Annotated in this window: 20 protein-coding genes; 4 read left to right on the top strand and 16 right to left on the bottom strand. The window is 64.9% G+C overall.

From position 1 onward, the window contains the following. Positions 1 to 208: 208 nt before the first annotated feature. Entirely contained in the window at positions 209 to 1,741 is a 1,533-nt protein-coding gene (locus tag ACIQYU_RS07700; RefSeq protein ID WP_241105883.1) for an NCS1 family nucleobase:cation symporter-1, read from the top strand. 16 nt (positions 1,742 to 1,757) lie between these two features. Beyond that, on the top strand, positions 1,758 to 2,486 hold the full coding sequence (locus ACIQYU_RS07695; RefSeq protein ID WP_207829951.1) for an aspartate/glutamate racemase family protein: 729 nt from the start codon (positions 1,758 to 1,760) through the stop codon (positions 2,484 to 2,486). 154 nt (positions 2,487 to 2,640) lie between these two features. On the opposite strand, the gene ACIQYU_RS07690 is transcribed toward ACIQYU_RS07695, so the two are convergent. The 16 genes from ACIQYU_RS07690 to ccmA form a co-directional block, all read right to left on the bottom strand. Beyond that, positions 2,641 to 3,303 (bottom strand): histidine phosphatase family protein, encoded by a 663-nt coding sequence (locus tag ACIQYU_RS07690; protein ID WP_233687588.1) that lies wholly within the window; start codon positions 3,301 to 3,303, stop codon positions 2,641 to 2,643. A gap of 237 nt (positions 3,304 to 3,540) precedes the next feature. After that, entirely contained in the window at positions 3,541 to 3,879 is a 339-nt protein-coding gene (locus ACIQYU_RS07685; RefSeq protein WP_003254365.1) for an FKBP-type peptidyl-prolyl cis-trans isomerase, read from the bottom strand. Positions 3,880 to 3,953: 74 nt separating this feature from the next. Continuing rightward, the gene (locus tag ACIQYU_RS07680; protein WP_207829946.1) at positions 3,954 to 4,361 is read right to left on the bottom strand and encodes a GFA family protein; all 408 of its coding nucleotides are present in this window, start codon (positions 4,359 to 4,361) and stop codon (positions 3,954 to 3,956) included. A gap of 94 nt (positions 4,362 to 4,455) precedes the next feature. Further along, positions 4,456 to 5,244 (bottom strand): PhzF family phenazine biosynthesis protein, encoded by a 789-nt coding sequence (locus ACIQYU_RS07675; protein WP_207829944.1) that lies wholly within the window; start codon positions 5,242 to 5,244, stop codon positions 4,456 to 4,458. A gap of 51 nt (positions 5,245 to 5,295) precedes the next feature. Then, a complete protein-coding gene (locus ACIQYU_RS07670) occupies positions 5,296 to 6,234 on the bottom strand; it encodes a 2-hydroxyacid dehydrogenase (RefSeq protein ID WP_207829942.1) in 939 nt (312 codons plus the stop codon). Positions 6,235 to 6,285: 51 nt separating this feature from the next. Beyond that, complete coding sequence (locus ACIQYU_RS07665; RefSeq protein WP_402798810.1) at positions 6,286 to 6,549, bottom strand: hypothetical protein; 264 nt, start codon at positions 6,547 to 6,549, stop codon at positions 6,286 to 6,288. Between the two features lie 630 nt (positions 6,550 to 7,179). Next, a complete protein-coding gene (locus tag ACIQYU_RS07660; protein ID WP_207829939.1) occupies positions 7,180 to 7,593 on the bottom strand; it encodes a hypothetical protein in 414 nt (137 codons plus the stop codon). A gap of 12 nt (positions 7,594 to 7,605) precedes the next feature. Next, on the bottom strand, positions 7,606 to 8,796 hold the full coding sequence (gene ccmI, locus ACIQYU_RS07655) for a c-type cytochrome biogenesis protein CcmI (RefSeq protein ID WP_233687584.1): 1,191 nt from the start codon (positions 8,794 to 8,796) through the stop codon (positions 7,606 to 7,608). Continuing rightward, positions 8,789 to 9,277 (bottom strand): cytochrome c-type biogenesis protein, encoded by a 489-nt coding sequence (locus ACIQYU_RS07650; protein ID WP_207829904.1) that lies wholly within the window; start codon positions 9,275 to 9,277, stop codon positions 8,789 to 8,791. Before ACIQYU_RS07650 ends, ccmI begins: the two co-directional genes overlap by 8 nt. Continuing rightward, a complete protein-coding gene (locus tag ACIQYU_RS07645; protein ID WP_063912812.1) occupies positions 9,274 to 9,810 on the bottom strand; it encodes a DsbE family thiol:disulfide interchange protein in 537 nt (178 codons plus the stop codon). Before ACIQYU_RS07645 ends, ACIQYU_RS07650 begins: the two co-directional genes overlap by 4 nt. Beyond that, entirely contained in the window at positions 9,807 to 11,780 is a 1,974-nt protein-coding gene (locus tag ACIQYU_RS07640) for a heme lyase CcmF/NrfE family subunit (protein WP_015271186.1), read from the bottom strand. The genes ACIQYU_RS07645 and ACIQYU_RS07640 overlap by 4 nt, the downstream gene beginning before the upstream one ends. Before the next feature lie 11 nt (positions 11,781 to 11,791). Further along, positions 11,792 to 12,247: a cytochrome c maturation protein CcmE gene (gene ccmE / locus ACIQYU_RS07635; RefSeq protein WP_019096399.1), complete on the bottom strand. Its 456-nt coding sequence runs from the start codon at positions 12,245 to 12,247 to the stop codon at positions 11,792 to 11,794. Then, the gene (gene ccmD / locus ACIQYU_RS07630; protein WP_013973562.1) at positions 12,244 to 12,420 is read right to left on the bottom strand and encodes a heme exporter protein CcmD; all 177 of its coding nucleotides are present in this window, start codon (positions 12,418 to 12,420) and stop codon (positions 12,244 to 12,246) included. The genes ccmE and ccmD overlap by 4 nt, the downstream gene beginning before the upstream one ends. Then, positions 12,417 to 13,184, bottom strand: coding sequence for a heme ABC transporter permease (locus tag ACIQYU_RS07625; protein ID WP_012273476.1), 768 nt, complete (start codon positions 13,182 to 13,184; stop codon positions 12,417 to 12,419). The genes ccmD and ACIQYU_RS07625 overlap by 4 nt, the downstream gene beginning before the upstream one ends. Before the next feature lie 46 nt (positions 13,185 to 13,230). After that, positions 13,231 to 13,908 (bottom strand): heme exporter protein CcmB, encoded by a 678-nt coding sequence (ccmB, locus tag ACIQYU_RS07620; RefSeq protein ID WP_402798802.1) that lies wholly within the window; start codon positions 13,906 to 13,908, stop codon positions 13,231 to 13,233. Further along, positions 13,896 to 14,528: a cytochrome c biogenesis heme-transporting ATPase CcmA gene (gene ccmA / locus ACIQYU_RS07615; RefSeq protein ID WP_013973564.1), complete on the bottom strand. Its 633-nt coding sequence runs from the start codon at positions 14,526 to 14,528 to the stop codon at positions 13,896 to 13,898. Before ccmA ends, ccmB begins: the two co-directional genes overlap by 13 nt. Before the next feature lie 267 nt (positions 14,529 to 14,795). On the opposite strand from ccmA, the gene ACIQYU_RS07610 reads away from it, so the two are divergent. Both ACIQYU_RS07610 and ACIQYU_RS07605 read left to right on the top strand, forming a co-directional pair. Continuing rightward, on the top strand, positions 14,796 to 16,352 hold the full coding sequence (locus tag ACIQYU_RS07610) for a flagellar hook-length control protein FliK (protein ID WP_207829899.1): 1,557 nt from the start codon (positions 14,796 to 14,798) through the stop codon (positions 16,350 to 16,352). Then, on the top strand, positions 16,349 to 16,687 hold the full coding sequence (locus ACIQYU_RS07605) for an EscU/YscU/HrcU family type III secretion system export apparatus switch protein (protein WP_207829897.1): 339 nt from the start codon (positions 16,349 to 16,351) through the stop codon (positions 16,685 to 16,687). The genes ACIQYU_RS07610 and ACIQYU_RS07605 overlap by 4 nt, the downstream gene beginning before the upstream one ends. Positions 16,688 to 16,752: the final 65 nt, after the last annotated feature.

Genomic DNA, 16,752 nt, shown 5'->3' with positions numbered 1-16,752 from the left:
TTGCTTTTCCCTTGGCATGGAACTCGCTTTTGTGTGTTCGTGTTTTGTATACAAACCAATCAAAACATAAGTACACAAAAACCCGCGACGCCGACCCAACATCGGCCGCCGCGCCCCAAACCCTGAGATGCCAACGCTGCACCGACGAGATGGCGAGCCCGTGCGCATGCCCGCTCATCGCAGTCACGTGCATCAGGAGCCCGCCGGAATGAGTACCAGCCTCGATCTTGCCCCTGAACTATCCGTCGCCAGCACCCACCCCGCTTCCCCTCTTGCCGGCCACCAGCCGGAACTTGCCCTGAGCCCGCGCCTGCACAACCGCGACCTCGCCCCGACACGCGTCGAAGGCCGTCGCTGGGGCCGCTACAGCATCTTCGCGCTGTGGACCAACGATGTGCACAACATCGCCAACTACTCGTTCGCCATGGGCTTGTTCGCCCTCGGCCTGGGTGGCTGGCAGATCCTGCTGTCGCTGGCCATCGGCGCGGCGCTGGTGTACTTCTTCATGAACCTCTCCGGCTACATGGGCCAGAAGACCGGCGTGCCGTTCCCGGTCATCAGCCGCATCGCCTTCGGTATCCACGGCGCGCAGATCCCGGCGCTGATCCGCGCGGTCATCGCCATCGCCTGGTTCGGCATCCAGACTTACCTGGCTTCGGTGGTGCTGCGCGTGCTGCTCACCGCCGTATGGCCGCAAATGGCAGCCTACGACCATGACAGCATCCTCGGCCTGTCGAGCCTGGGCTGGGTGTGCTTCGTGTCGATCTGGCTGGTGCAACTGGTGATCCTGGCCTACGGCATGGAGATGGTGCGCCGCTACGAGGCCTTCGCCGGCCCGGTGATTTTGCTGACCGTCGCCGCCCTGGCGGTGTTCATGTACTTCAAGGCCGACGCCCGCATCGCCTGGTCGGTGGCCGAACCGCTGACCGGCTCCGAGATGTGGCGCAACATCTTTGCCGGCGGCGCACTGTGGCTGGCGATCTACGGCACCCTGGTGCTGAACTTCTGTGACTTCGCCCGCTCCTCGCCATGCCGCAAGACCATCCGCGTCGGCAACTTCTGGGGCCTGCCGGTGAACATCCTGGTGTTCGCCATGATCACCGTGGTGCTGTGCGGCGCGCAGTTCCGGATCAACGGCCAGATCATCGACAGCCCGACCCAGATCGTCGCCGCCATCCCCAGCACAGCGTTCCTGGTCCTGGGCTGCCTGGCCTTCCTGATCGTCACCGTGGCGGTGAACATCATGGCCAACTTCGTCGCCCCGGCCTTCGTGCTCAGCAACCTGGCACCACGCCACCTGAACTTCCGCCGCGCCGGGCTGATCAGCGCCACCCTGGCGGTGCTGATCCTGCCGTGGAACCTGTACAACAGCCCGCTGGTGATCGTGTACTTCCTGTCCGGCCTGGGTGCCCTGCTCGGCCCGCTGTACGGGGTGATCATGTCCGACTACTGGTTGCTGCGCAAAGGCTGCATCAACGTGCCGCAGCTGTACAGCGAAGACCCGGCCGGCGCCTACCACTACACCAAGGGCATCAACCTGCGCGCGGTGGCCGCCTTCGTGCCGGCCGCGCTGCTGGCCATCGTCCTGGCCCTGGTGCCCAACTTCCACAGCGTGGCGCCATTCTCCTGGCTGATCGGTGCCGGCATCGCCGCCGCCCTGTACCTGCTGATCGCACCACGCAAACGCCAATACCACGACGTCAGCGGCGAGTGCATCGCCGTTGACCACAGCAGCCATTAGTCAGGGAGGACCGCCCATGCGTATTCTGATCGCCAACGTCAACACCACCGAAGCCATCACCGAAGCCATTGCCGAACAGGCCCGTGCGGTGGCCGCACCCGGTACCGAGATCATCGGCCTCACCCCGTGGTTCGGTGCCGAGTCGGTGGAAGGCAACTTCGAAAGTTACCTGGCCGCCATTGCGGTGATGGACCGTGTGCTGGCCTATGAGGGCCCCTATGACGCCGTGATCCAGGCGGGTTATGGCGAACACGGCCGCGAAGGCCTGCAGGAACTGCTGAACGTGCCAGTGGTGGACATTACCGATGCTGCCGCCAGCACGGCGATGTACCTGGGCCATGCCTACTCGGTGGTAACCACCCTGGACCGCACCGTGCCGCTGATCGAAGACCGCCTGAAGCTCTCCGGCCTGTATGAGCGCTGCGCATCGGTACGGGCCAGCGGGCTGGCGGTGCTGGAGCTGGAAGCCGACCCGCAGCGCGCCGTGGAGGCGATTGTCGAGCAGGCAGAACGCGCCGTGCGTGAGGACAAGGCCGAGGTGATCTGCCTGGGTTGCGGCGGCATGGCCGGGCTGGACGAGCAGATCCGCCAGCGCACCGGCGTGCCGGTGGTGGATGGTGTGAGCGCAGCGGTGACCATTGCCGAATCGCTGGTGCGCATGGGCTTGAGTACCTCCAAGGTACGTACCTATGCCACGCCACGGGCGAAGAAAGTGGTGGGTTGGCCGATGCGGTTCGGGCGTTAGGCATCTTTCGCCTGACCTGGCCTCTTCGCGGGTAAACCCGCTCCCACAGGGACCGCATTGCTCTCGGGGCTTGTGCAGTACCTGTGGGAGCGGGTTTACCCGCGAAGAGGCCGGCATCATTATTCAGGCTTCCTGGCAGAGCAGTACCAGCGGATCAGGTCGGGCAGCTATGTGCACCATCATTCAGGCCCTGGCGCACGTTGCGGCTGAGCAGGCTGGCCTTGCCGTCGTGCCAGGTCAGGGTCAGCACGTAGAGGGTATCGAAGTCGTCGCCGCTCCAGTCCTCGGTGATCACCCGCTCTTCACCCAGGGCCTTGCCAGCCACGGCATTGATCAGGTCGGGGAGATAGCCGTGCGACCAGGCGGTGTACACGGTCGCGTTACGGTACTTGTCGCGCAGCAGCTCTTCGGCCAGTTCGTCAGTGTCGTTGGCGCCGTAGTCGATGTTTACCGGCAAGCCCAGGCGAATGGCACTGGGGCTGATGGTCATCAGCGGGCGGATATAGCTGTAGCTCTCGTCCTTGCTGCCTTCCTCCACATGCCGCGAGGGGTTGGCAGCGAACACGTAATCGGCCTTGCCAAAACGCTCGGGAAGCACGCTAGCCAGGTCCAGCGCACGGTTGAGGCCCTGGCAGTTCAACTGGCCCAACCCTTCGCCGGGTTTCTCGGCGTGGCGCAGGAATACCAGGGTCTGGGTGCCATCCACCGGCTGCGCACGGCTTTCGACAGCCTCCAGCGCCAGCGGTACGGCGAGGGCTGTCAGCACCAGGCTCAGCAACCAGTGGCGACGACGGCGGAAGAATGTTGGCAACTTCATCAAGGCAGGCTCGTGTGGCAGAAAAATCGGGTTGACCCGCCACATCACCCCGCCAACAGCACGGCGGGGCATCCTTGTAGTGAATGCCGTCCTTGGCAACGAGTGAGGGTGAGAGTGCCCTGAACCCGTTTGGTTCCTCCCTGGAGGTGGATGCCGTTCCCTGGGCCAGGCTTACGCTAGAGGATGGGTGTTGCTGAATTGTGTAGGGCGCAAGAACATCGGGTTGCAATAGGCCAGTCAATCGTCCCGCGTCAGCACTTCCAGCAATTCGATCTCGAAGGTCAAATCCGAATTCGGCGGAATCGCCCCGACGCTGCGTTCGCCATAGCCCAGATGCGCAGGTACCAGCAGCTTGCGCTTGCCGCCCACGCGCATGCCCATCAAGCCCTGGTCCCAGCCCTTGATCACCCGGCCAGTGCCGATCACGCACTGGAACGGCTTGCCACGTGACCACGACGAGTCGAACTCGCTGCCGTCGGCCAGCCAGCCGGTGTATTGGGTGGTGATCAGGGCGCCTTTGACGGCGGCTTTGCCATCCCCCTCCACAAGGTCGATGATCTGCAGTTCTTGGCTCACGGGGCATACTCCAACGCTGGAAACAAAGCCGCCGTTTTCTCAGGTACGCAACGGTTTGGCAAGTCTGGTCTTGATCAGCCGAGCTGCTCGAAGGCTTCCTGGCCGGTCAGTTCCTTGGTCTGGTTGGCAAAGCAGTACCAGGCGGGTTTCTCTTCGACGAAAATCTGCAGGTCGAAATCCCACTCCTGGTCGCCGTCGAGCAGGCCGACCGGCACGGCATGGAAGTCATTGGCCTTGAGCCGGTAGTACAGGTGCGTACCGCATTGGCCGCAGAAGCCGCGCTGAGCCCACTCGGAGGACTCGTACACGCTGGGGGCGCGCCCTTCGATCACCGGTGGCTGGCTGCAGTGCACCACCAGCAACGGGCCGCCGGTCCATTTGCGGCACATGCTGCAGTGGCAGGCGCTGATATGGGTATTGTCGACGGTGACCTTGAGCCGGGTGGCGCCGCACAGGCAGGTGCCGTGTTTTTCCAGGGCCATGGCTGGCTCCTTGAGCGGTGGATGGGCCAGCAAGTATAGATGCCTGTGCCGGCGATGAGGCCGGCACAGGCAGCACAAGACAGTTACCCGGGGATCAGATGTACACCGTACCGCGCAGGTACAACGCCGCCCGCCCGCTGATGATCACCCGGCCATTACCCGGCACTTCGCACTGCAACTGACCTTTGCGCGCCCCACCCTGCTCGCAGCGCAGCGCGTTTTTACCCAGGCGCTCGGCCCATACCGGCGCCAGCGAGGTGTGCGCCGAGCCGGTCACCGGGTCTTCGTTCACGCCAACCCGCGGGCCGAACCAGCGGGTGACGAAATCAAAGCCACCGCCTGCCGCCGTCACGGCGATACCGCGCACGTCGAAGGCCGACAGCGCAACGAAGTCCGGCTTCAGGCTGTCGAGCAACAGGGCGTCATCGATCACTACCAAATAGTCGTCACTGCGGTACAGCGCCTGTGCCTGGCCAAGGCCCAGCGCCTGCAACAGGCCCGGCGGGATGTCCACGGCGACCGGCTGCTTGGCCGGGAAGTCCATGGCCAGCAGCCCATCGGCATTGCGGCTGACACGCAGCTCGCCACTGCGGGTGTTGAAGCGCAGCACCTGCGCCTGCTCGCCCAGTTGTTCGAACAGCACATAGGCCGAGGCCAGGGTGGCATGGCCGCACAGGTCGACTTCCACGGTCGGGGTGAACCAGCGCAAGTCGAAGGTTTCGCCGTTGCGCACGAAGTAGGCGGTTTCCGACAGGTTGTTCTCTTCGGCGATGCGCTGCAGCACATCGTCCGGCAGCCAGCTTTGCAGCGGGATCACTGCCGCCGGGTTGCCCCCGAACGGTTCGGTGGAAAACGCATCGACCTGGAAGATATCGAGTTGCATGCACACACTCCTTGTTGCCCGATCACGGCCAGGCAAATGTATGAAAAAGGGTTATTGGCGTACCGGGGTCAACACGGCTTCACCGGCAAAGAACGCCTGCAGGTTGCGCAGCACCAGGGCCACCGTGTCGCGCGCCGCCTCCGGCGACTGGCCGGCCACATGGGGCGTGAGGACGGTGTTGCCGAGCGCCTTGAGGGCATCGGGCACAGCCGGCTCGTCATCGAACACATCCAGTGCCGCACCCGCCAGCCGGCCGTGCTGCAGCGCGGTCACCAGGGCCTGGGTGTCGACCACGCTGGCACGAGCGATATTCACCAGGTAGCCCTCGGCCCCCAGTGCCTCGAGCACTTGGGTATCGACCAGGTGGCGAGTGTTGGCACCGCCGGGGGTGGCCACCACCAGGATGTCAACGGCATCGGCCAGGTGCAGCGGGCTGTCGTACCAGGTGTAGGGCACATCCTGGCGCGGCGTGCGGCTGTGGTAGCTGACGGGCATGGCGAAGCCCAGATGGGCGCGCCTGGCGATCGCCAGCCCCACCGCACCAAGGCCGAGAATGCCCAGGCGCTTGCCACTCACCGAGGGGCTGATCACCCGGTTCCATTCGCCCCGGCGGGTACTGGCATCGGCGCGGGGAATGTCGCGCAACAGCGCCAGCAGCAGGGCAAGGGCGTGGTCGGCGACCGCCTCGGCATTGGCCCCGGCGCCATTGGTGACGGTGATGCCGCGCGCAGCGGCGGCGGCCAGGTCGACCTGCTCGTAGCCGGCACCGATCACGCAGATGATCTGCAGTTTGGGCAGAGCGTCGATTTCGCCGCCAGTCAGGCCCAGCGGGCCGCGGGTGAGCACGGCCTCGATTTCATGGGCATGGCGCTGGATGGCCTCGGCCCGAAGTTGCGGCGAGGGGGCACGGATCAAGCGGTAGCCGGCCTGCTCCAGCAGGGGCAGGTAGTCGTCGACGGTTTCCACCAGCACCAGGACAGTCTTGTGCATGCCACCTCCTTTTCTTGAAGTGGCATTATGCGGAGTCACTGGCCAGTACAGTCAACCGAAATAACGAGGTGAAACTGCACTGTTCTGCTTAGCTCCGCGCATGCTCTTGCTCTTGCTCTTGCTCTTGCTCTTGCTCTTGCTCTTGCTCTTGCTCTTGCTCTTGCTCTTGCTCTTGCTCTTGCTCTTGCTCTTGATCTTGATCTTGATCTTGATCTTGATCTTGATCTTGCCGTTGATCTTGATCTTGATCTTGATCTTGATCTTCGCGACTTCAGGAGGCCGAGCAGAGGTATTGCGGAGGGAGGTGACGGGCATGGATGCCCGTCAAGCGCTGAGGCCCCATGGATGGGGCCTGCAGCGCGTACTCCCGGGAGCAAGACCGGCGCGAGGGGACCCCGGAGCGCAGCGTAGGGGCCGGATGATGGGAGCGCAGCGTTTTTTGGTTACTTTTTGCCGCGTTTGGCAAAAAGTGACTCGCCGTAAGGGCGAAAAGGTGAGTAAGCGTCGCCATCGTAAATGGACTGTTCGCTATATCAAAACCGTCGCTTAAGCTTTTTGGCTTTTTGGCTTTTTGGCTTTTTGGATGTGGGCATTCACATCGAGTAGACATTCATTCAAGCGGGTGGCGCCAAGTCACCTTTCCGCCCTTACGGCGGGTCACTTTTTGTCAAACGCGACAAAAAGTAACCAAAAAACGCTGGCTCCTATCATCCGGCCCCTCCGCTACGCTACGGGGTCCCCTCGCTACGGGCTTGCTCCCGGGAGTACGCGCTGCAGGCCCCATCCATGGGGCCTCAGCGCTTGACGGGCATCCATGCCCGTCACCTCCCTCCGCAAGCCCTTCGCTCGGCCTCCTGAAGTCGCAATCGGCGGCGCCTGAACTGTCGCGCGCTTAGAAGCAAAGCAAAAGCAAAAGCAAAAGCAAAAGCAAAAGCACCGTTGCAGTTATTGGGCGAACGCACGCCCCAGGCCACCGGGTACACCGCTACTGTCAGTTTCCTGCCACGGACCATCCGGGCTCAGCGACCAGCTCCAGCCGTTGTCGAAGCGGTAGTAGGTCCGCTGGCGGTAGAAGGTATTGGGCTTCTTCTCCAGCACATACACGCCCAGCTTCGGGTCCCAATGGCTCGCCCCGCCCGGTGGCGGCGCGAAGCTGGCCGAGGTGCGTGGCATCGGCTTGGGCGTAGCCGCAGGCTTGCTCGGGGCCGGCTGCCGGTCCGGCAAGGGCTTGACCGCTGGCCCCGGCTGCGGCGGCAGGCGTTCGATCGGTGGTGCGGGCTGCTCGTACGGCTCATGCACCGTACACGCAGACAAACCCAGGGCCAGGGTGATCAGGGTCAGGCGGACGATGCTGTGCATGGTATTGCTCTCTTACGGATCGGGGCTGTCGATGGTCAGGTGCTGAATGGCCTGGGTGGCGCTGGGCAGTGGTGTGCCCTGGCCAATCCACTCGCCATGGGTTGGCTGGCCAGCGCGTGATACACGTGCAACGAGTTGGACTTCGGCAAAGTCCGACAGTTTCATCTGCGGCATCATGGCGTCAGCATCGGACAATTCCACCTCGATCGGCAACTGCGCCACGGTCACCCGTTTGGCCGCCAGCGGCATGGGCGGGCCATTGCTGGCGCGGGCGAAAATGAACACCGTGTCGTCCGGCTTGACCTTGTCCTTCAGCGCCGCCGCCAGTTCCACGCGCACCTTCAAGCGAGCCGCCACCGGCGCCGTAGCCTGCCCTGGCGATCCACCCAGGCGCTCGGCAGCACGGTCGATGCCGCCCTGCAACGCCGCACGCGACGCATCGCCTTCCGGCAACTGCGCCAGCAGGCGCTTCCAGTAATCGATGGCCTCCTGGTAACGCTCACCCTCGAAGGCGGCGATACCACGCAGGCCGAGGCTGGTCACTTCGTTGGAGTCGGCTTTCAGCGCCTCGTCAGTCAGCGCCTGCAACTGCGGGCTCCACTGCTTGTCAGCGGCGAAGTACAGCGCCTGTGCCCACTGCCCGAGCAATTCGGGCTGGCGACCGGCCAGGGCTACGGCGCGCTCGAAGGTACGCGCAGCATCGGCGGGGCGTTGCTCGGCCATATAGGCGCGGCCCAGGAAATACATGGCCTCGGCCGAATCCGGCTGGGCCTGCACTACCCGTTCAAGGCGGGCAGTCATTTCTTCCATCGACTTGGGCGCCTCGGCAAACTCCTGGGTCAGTTGCACCTTGTCGGCTGCGCCAAAATGCAGGTACAGCCCCAATGCCAGCAGCGGTACCAGCAGCGCCGCCAGCAACGGCAGGGCCTTGCCCAGGTGGCCCTGGCGCGGGGGCTCGGCACCTTCGGTATCGGCCAGCAGCTCACGGGCGGCCTCGTCACGGCCCTTGGCCATCTGCGCCTCGTCGAGCACGCCAGCGGCCTGCTGGGCAGCCAGTTCGGCGACGCGTTCCTGGTACAGGGCCACGTTCAGGGCGGTGCGGTCTTCTTCCAGCTGGCGGCTACGGCCACGCAGGATCGGGATCAGCAGGAAGCTGAGGGCAGCGAGCAGCAGCAGGCCCGCGCTAAGCCAGAATTCAATCATGGGTCTGTTCTTTTTCCAGCAGTTTGGCGAGACGCTCGCGTTCTTCGGCGGACAACTCATTGGCGCCCTGCACGGCCGCACTGCGGCGCCGGCGCACGATCAGCGCCAGCACCACGAAACCTCCGGCCAGCAAAATCCCCGGGCCGAACCACAGCAGCCAGGTGCGCCCGCTGAGCGCCGGCTTGTAGCGCACGAAGTCGCCATAGCGGTCAACCATGAAGTCGACGATCTGCTGGTTGCTCTTGCCCTCGCCGAGCATGCGGAAGATTTCCCGGCGCAGGTCGGCGGCAATTGGCGCATTGGAGTCGGCGATATCCTGGTTCTGGCACTTGGGGCAACGCAGTTCCTTGGTCAGTTGCTGGTAGCGCTCACGCTCGGCATCGTCGCGGAACTGGTAGGTGTCGATGGCCGCCTTGGCCACGCCAGCCAGGCTCAACCCGATGAAGAGCCCCAGCATGGCAGCTGCCAACCCCCGCTTCATGGCTTGGCCTCGTCGACCAGGCCCTGGTACAGCGGCGCCAGCTGCTCACGCCAGACCGTGGCATCGACCACGCCCACGTGCTTGTAGCGGATGATGCCCTTGGCATCGATCAGGAAGGTTTCCGGCGCGCCATAAACGCCCAGGTCCAGGCCCAGGCTGCCCTGCTCGTCACGAATGTCCAGCTGGTAGGGGTTGTGGAACTCTGCCAGCCACTTCAGGGCTGCCGCATTGTCGTCCTTGTAGTTGACGCCGTGGATCACCACGCCTTGCTGGGCCAGCTGGTTCAGGTACGGGTGCTCGACCTTGCACGACGGGCACCAGGTGGCCCACACGTTGACCAGTGCCGGGCGGCCCTGCAAGTCGGCCTCGGTCAGGGTACGGTCGCCCTGGGTCGAGGCCAGGGAAAACGCCGGGAAAGGCTTGCCGATCATTGCCGAGGGCAGCTCGTCGGGCTTGAGGAAAAGCCCCTTGTAGAGGAACACCGCCACCAGCAGGAATACCGCCAGGGGGACTACCATGATCCAACGCTTCATGCAGCTGCTCCAGACACGCCCAGGGCATCACGCACCCGGGTCTTGACCTTGACGCGATAGCGCCGGTCGAGGGCCGCCAGCAACCCGCCCAGGCCGGTCAGCAGACCACCCAGCCAGATCCAGCGGACGTAAGGCTTGATATGTACGCGCACCGCCCAGGCGCCGTTCTCCAGCGGTTCGCCGAGGGCGACATACAGGTCACGGGTAAAGCCGGCATCGATACCGGCTTCGGTCATCATCGACTGCTGCACGGTATACAGGCGTTTTTCCGGGTGCAGGGTGGTCACTTCACGGCCATCGCGGCTGACCACCACAGTGCCCTTGTCGGAAATGAAGTTCGGCCCTTCGAAGTGCCTCGCCCCCTGGAACAGGAAGTGGTAGCCGCCCAGCTCCACGCTCTCGCCCGGCGCCATGCGCAGGTCGCGTTCGGCACTGTTGTTGCTCGACAGCACCACGCCCAGCGCGCACACCGCCAGGCCCAGGTGCGCCAGCTGCATGCCCCAGTAGCTGCGGCCCAGGCCGGGCAGGCCCTTGAGCAGGCCTTTGTGGCGGGTCTTGTCGAGTATGTCGCGCAGCCCGCCCAGCACCACCCAGGCAGCCAGGGCGAAGGCGGTCAGGGTCGGCCAGTCGAAGTCGTCGACGATAAAGCCTGCCACCGGCGCGAGGATAGCGCTGCCGAGCAGGACCGGGGTCATCATGCTGGCCAGCCATTTGCCGGGGGTGTCTTTCCAGCGCACCACCACGCCCACGCCCAGCACCACCATCAGCAGCGCCATCAGCGGCAGGAACAAGGCATCGAAATACGGTGGGCCGACCGACAGCTTGGCCCCGGTCAGCGCATCGAGCACCAGTGGGTACAGGGTGCCGAGCAGAATCATCGAGGCCGCCACTACCAGCACCAGGTTATTGGCCAGCAGCAGTGTCTCGCGCGACCACAGGGCAAAGCCGACCTGGCTCTTGACCACCGGTGCGCGCAGGGCGAACAGGGTGAGCGAACCACCGACCACGAACAGCAGGAAGATCAGGATGAAAATGCCCCGCGACGGGTCGGCGGCAAACGCGTGCACCGAGGTCAGCACACCGGAACGCACCAGGAAGGTACCCAGCAGGCTCAGCGAGAACGCGGCAATTGCCAGCAGCACGGTCCAGCTCTTGAACACCCCGCGCTTCTCGGTCACCGCAAGCGAGTGGATCAGCGCCGTGCCCACCAGCCAAGGCATGAACGAGGCGTTTTCCACCGGGTCCCAGAACCACCAGCCACCCCAGCCCAGTTCATAGTAGGCCCACCACGAGCCCAAGGTAATGCCGACGCCGAGGAAGGCCCAGGCAACGATGGTCCAGGGCCGCGACCAGCGCGCCCAGGCGGCGTCCAGGCGGCCGCCGAGCAAGGCGGCGATGGCAAAGGCGAAGGCCACCGAGAAACCGACGTAGCCCATGTACAGCATCGGCGGGTGGACGATCAGGCCAAAGTCCTGCAGCAGCGGGTTGAGGTCACGGCCATCGGTCGGCACCTGCGGCAGCAAGCGCTGGAACGGGTTGGAGGTGATGATCAGGAAGCTCAGGAAGCCCACGCTGATCATGCCCATTACCGCCAGCACGCGGGCCAGCATCACCTGCGGCAACTGCCGCGAGAACACCGACACGGCGAAGGTCCAGCCGCCGAGGATCAGCGCCCACAGCAGCAGCGAACCTTCGTGGGCGCCCCACACGGCGCTGAACTTGTAGTACCAGGGCAAGGCGCTGTTGGAGTTGCTGGCCACATAGGCGACCGAGAAGTTGTCGGTCATGAAGGCATGGGTGAGGCAGGCGAAGGCAAAAGCCAGGAAGGCGAACTGCCCCCATGCCGCCGGCCGCGCCAGGCTCATCCACAGGCTGTCGCCACGCCAGGCACCGAGCAGCGGCACGCTGGCCTGCACGGCGGCAAAGCAGATCGCCAGGATCATCGCCAGCTGGCCCAGTTCGGGGATCACCAGCGCCGCGTTCATGGTTTGGCCTCCCCGCCGGTGGCAGCCTGGCCGCTTTCCTTCAGCGCCTTGGTGACCTCGGGCGGCATGTACTTCTCGTCGTGCTTGGCCAGTACTTCATCGGCCACCACCACACCGTCGGCGTTGAGCTTGCCAAGGGCGACGATGCCCTGCCCTTCGCGGAACAGGTCGGGAAGGATGCCACGGTAGGTAATCGGTACCGACTTGTTGAAGTCGGTGACCACGAAGCGCACGTCCAGCGAATCGGACGAACGCTGCACCGAGCCTTTCTCGACCATGCCGCCGGCGCGGATGCGGGTGTCCAGCGGCGCCTCGCCGTTGGCGATCTGGGTCGGGGTGTAGAACAGGTTGATGTTCTGCTGCAATGCGCTCAAGGCAAAGCCGACGGCAACCCCGACGCCGACCAGCAGGCCGACGATGAGCAACAGGCGTTTCTTGCGCTGCGGATTCACTGGTTGTTCTCCCGGCGCAAACGGCGCGCCTCATCTTGCAGGTAGCGACGGCGGGCCAGCACGGGCGCGGCGACGTTCAGCGCCAGCACCGCCAGGCAGATGCCATAGGCCGTCCACACGTACAGGCCATGGTGGCCCATGGCGAGAAAGTCACCGAAGGTGGCAAAACTCATTGTGCGGCCCTCCGCCCCAGGCTGTTCAATACTTCGTCCTTGACCCAACTGGCGCGCGCCTCGCGCTTGAGCACTTCAAGGCGCATGCGCAGCAACAGCACCGCGCCAAAGAAGCAGTAGAAGCCCAGCGCCGTGCACAGCAGCGGCAGCCACATTTCCGCGGGCATCGCCGGTTTTTCCGTGAGGGTGAAGGTGGCCCCCTGGTGCAGGGTGTTCCACCACTCCACCGAGTACTTGATGATCGGGATGTTCACCACACCGACAATCGCCAGTACCGCACAGGCCTTGGCTGCACTGTCACGATTACTGATTGCCTGGCCCAGCGCAATGATGCCGAAGTACAGGAACAGCAGGATGAGCATGGACGTAAGGCGAGCATCCCAGACCCACCAGCTACCCCAGGTCGGCTTGCCCCAGATGGCGCCGGTGACCAGCGCCACGGCGGTCATCCAGGCACCGATCGGTGCGGCGCATTGCAAGGCGACGTCGGCCAGTTTCATCTTCCACACCAGCCCCACCACCCCGGCCACTGCCAGCAGCACATAGCAGGACTGCGCCAGCATCGCCGCCGGCACGTGGATGTAGATGATGCGGAAGCTGTTGCCTTGCTGGTAGTCCTGGGGAGCGAAGGCCAGGCCCCAGGTGATGCCCACCAGCAGCAGGAGCACGGCTGCGCCGGCAAGCCACGGCAGCATGCGGCCGCTGATGGCATAGAACCATTTGGGAGAGCCCAGCTTGTGGAACCACGTCCAGCTTATTTTCATCAGGGTACATCCAGGGTGTTGGCCGGGCTTGAAAGCCCGGGACTCGTTATTCGCCGACGCTGATCTTCAGGCCGGCCGCTATCGCAAAGGGTGCCAGGGTCACGGCCAGGGCCGTCAGGCTGGCGAGCCAGAGCAGGTGGCCGGTTGCCGGCATATTCTGCAACGCCGCTTGCAACGCACCACTGCCCAGGATCAATACAGGGATATACAACGGCAGAATCAGCAATGCCAGCAGCAAACCGCCGCGCTTCAGACCGACTGTCAGCGCCGCGCCCACCGCGCCCAGCAGGCTCAGCACCGGCGTGCCCAGCAGCAGCGAGCCCAGCAGCACCGGCAGGCAATGGCTAGGCAGCCCCAGCATCAGCGCCAGCAGCGGCGCCAACAATACCAGCGCCAGCCCGGAAAAGATCCAGTGCGCCAGCACCTTGGCCAGCACCAGCAACGCCAACGGATGCGGCGACAGCACCCACTGTTCCAGCGAGCCGTCCTCGAAGTCGCTGCGGAACAGGCCGTCCAGCGACAGCAGCACTGCCAACAGTGCCGCCACCCAGACCAGGCCCGGCGACAAGGTTTGCAACAATTGGCTTTCCGGGCCGACCGCCAGCGGGAACAAGGCAATCACGATGGCGAAGAACACCAACGGGTTGGCCAGCTCGGCCGGGCGGCGGAACAACAGGCGCGCTTCGCGGCGCAACAACAGGATGAATACGCTCATGCCGCCCATTGCCCCAGGTTCAGTTCACGGTATCCGGAGGGCTTGCGTTCCAGCGTGTGGTGGGTGGTCAGCACCACTGTGCCACCCTGCTCGCAGTGGGCCGCCAGGTGCGCTTCGAGCTGCGCCACGCCCTGCTTGTCGAGGGCGGTGAACGGTTCGTCGAGGATCCACAGCGGCGGGCTGGCCAGGTACAGCCGGGCCAGGGCCACGCGGCGCTGCTGGCCGGCAGACAGGGTGTGGCAGGGCACATCTTCGAAACCACGCAGGCCGACGGCCGCCAGTGCCGCCCAGATTGCCTCGCGGCTGGCCGGCTGGTGCAGGGCGCACAGCCAGGTAAGGTTCTCTTCGGCGGTGAGCAGGTCCTTGATGCCGGCGGCGTGGCCGATCCACAGCAGGATGCTGGCCAGGGCGTGGCGCTGCTCGGCCAGTGGCTTGCCGCCCAGCAGGATCTGCCCGGCCGTCGGCTGCATCAAGCCGGCCAGCAGGCGCAGCAGGCTGGTCTTGCCGCTGCCGTTGGGGCCGCTGATCTGCAGCATGTCGCCCGGCCGCAGCTCGAAAGCGAGATGCTCGAACAGCAGGCGCCAGTCGCGCTCGCAGGCCAGGCCCGCGGCTTGGAGGTGAAGGGTCACGGTTTCGCCTTATCTTTGTAGGGTTCCAGAGCGGTGTCGCCTGCTTCGCGGGCACGCCCGCTCCCACAAGGTTTTACGCAGTGCTCGATAGGTGCGCAAAACCCTGTGGGAGCGGGCGTGCCCGCGAAGCAGACGACACCGCTCCAGAACCCTTGTGTCTCAAGTCGCCCCCCTCGCTGCCGTTATACTGGCAACGACGGACGGTCGGCATTATTACACGCACCGCCGCGCTGCCAAGAGGGCGGGTTCGACAGGTTGTATACAATCATGACTGAAATCAATAGTCTCGGCGCACAAACCGCGATCAGCCCCCAGGCTCTCAAGGCGGGCATGACCGGCGAACTGCTACGCCTGACGCAACCGCAGCCCGGATTGATGGCCCCCGGCGAGACCGCGCAGGCCGAGGTCATGTCGTTACGCCAGGTGGGCCAGGACTTCCAGCTGGTACTGCGACTGATTCAGGCCAACGGCACTCAGACCCAGCTGCAAGCCAGCGCCAGCCAGCCCCTGCCCCAAGGTAGCCAGGTCACGGTCAGCCAGACCGAAAGCAATCGCCTGGCGGTCATGCTGCAGCAGGCCAGCGCCAGCCAGGTCGCCACCCTCACCCGCCTGGACACCAGCAAGGTGCCGGTCGGCACCCTGCTGCAGGGCAAGGTCCTGACCAACCAGGCGCTGGCCCAAACACCCGGCCAGCCCGCCGTCTACCGGGCGCTGGTCAGCCTGCTCAACAGTGCCCAGGCGGGCGCAACCCTGAGCGTGGACAGCCCGCGACCGCTGGCCGTCGGCAGCCTGCTCAGCGCGCTGGTGCAGGGCGACCAGTCGTTGCGTTTCGTACCGCTCAGCGGCCGCCAGGACCAGCTCAGCATTGCCCAGCAGCTGCTGACCCAGCAAAACCGCCAGGCTTCGCTGCCCGGCCTGCTCAATGCCCTGCAACAGGTGGCCCGCGACCCGGGCGCCGATGGCGAATTGCGAGCCAGCGCCGAACGCCTGCTGGCGAGCCTGCCAGAAGCCCGGCAACTGGGTGATGCCAAGGCAGTGGCGCAGGCCCTGAACAACAGCGGTGCCTTTCTCGAAGCCAAACTGCTGGGCGGTTTCCCGGCCAGCGTCGCCACCGACCTCAAGGCCCACTTGCTGCGGCTGATCACCATCACGCCGGCAAGCGTACCCGGGGCGCCCAACCTGGCGCCCGCCAGCCTGGCCGTTACCATGCCGGCCCTGGCCCGCAGCGCGCTGGGCATGCTCGAACGGGTCAGCCCCAAGCCGCAGCCGGGCGCATTCCCGCTGCCGTCGCGCCTGCTCAAGGCCATGGAGGACGAAGGCGACCTGCAACAACTGCTGCGCCTGGCCGCCGCTGCCGTATCGCGCCTGCAAAGCCATGCCATGAGCAGCCTGCAACAAACCGGCACCCTGGAAAACGGCAACCTGCAGACCACCTGGCAAACCGAAGTGCCGATCCGTCACGGCCAGGAGTTCATCCCGTTGCAGGTCAAGCTGCAGCGCGAGGAAACGCCACAACAGCAGGCCGACCGCCAGCACGACGTGCAAGACCCGCTGCAAGCCTTGTGGCGTATCGAACTGGCCTTCGACCTGTCGCCCCTTGGCCCGTTGCAGGTGCAGGCACAACTGAGCCAGGGCCGCCTGAGCGGGCAACTGTGGGCAGAACGCGAACAAACCGCCCGGCTCATCGACACCCAGCTCGGTGCCCTGCGTGAACGCCTGCTGGCCCGCGGCCTGGACGTTGGCGACCTGGAATGCCACCCCGGCATACCGCCACAAGGCCCGCGCACACGGGTAGAACAACGCTGGGTGGATGAAAACGCATGACTCAGAAGCACACACGCCAGGCCATCGCCCTGAGCTACGATGGCCAGCAGGCCCCGACCCTCAGCGCCAAGGGCGACGACGCGCTGGCCGAAGCCATCCTGGCCCTGGCCCGCGAACACGAGGTGCCGATCTACGAAAACGCCGAGCTGGTGCGCCTGCTGGCGCGCCTGGAGCTGGGCGAGCAGATCCCGGAAGCACTGTACCTGACCATTGCCGAAATCATCGCCTTTGCCTGGCAGCTGCGCGGCAAGGTGCCCGCCGGCTTCAGCGACGAACCCGCTGCACCACGGGACATCACCCCCGTTACCGCCCTGCTGCCACCAGCCGACCGGTAGTTATCTACCACCTTCGCCAGCGCCAGCCGTTCAGCCTTGCCATTTTCTCCGATGAGCAAGGTAAA

It is taken from the genome of Pseudomonas sp. NPDC096925 (assembly GCF_044762545.1).
In the GTDB taxonomy this organism is placed as follows: Bacteria; Pseudomonadota; Gammaproteobacteria; order Pseudomonadales; family Pseudomonadaceae; genus Aquipseudomonas.
The sequence above is the reverse complement of the archived record's forward strand: the minus strand, read 5'-3'. Positions and strand labels throughout refer to the sequence as shown.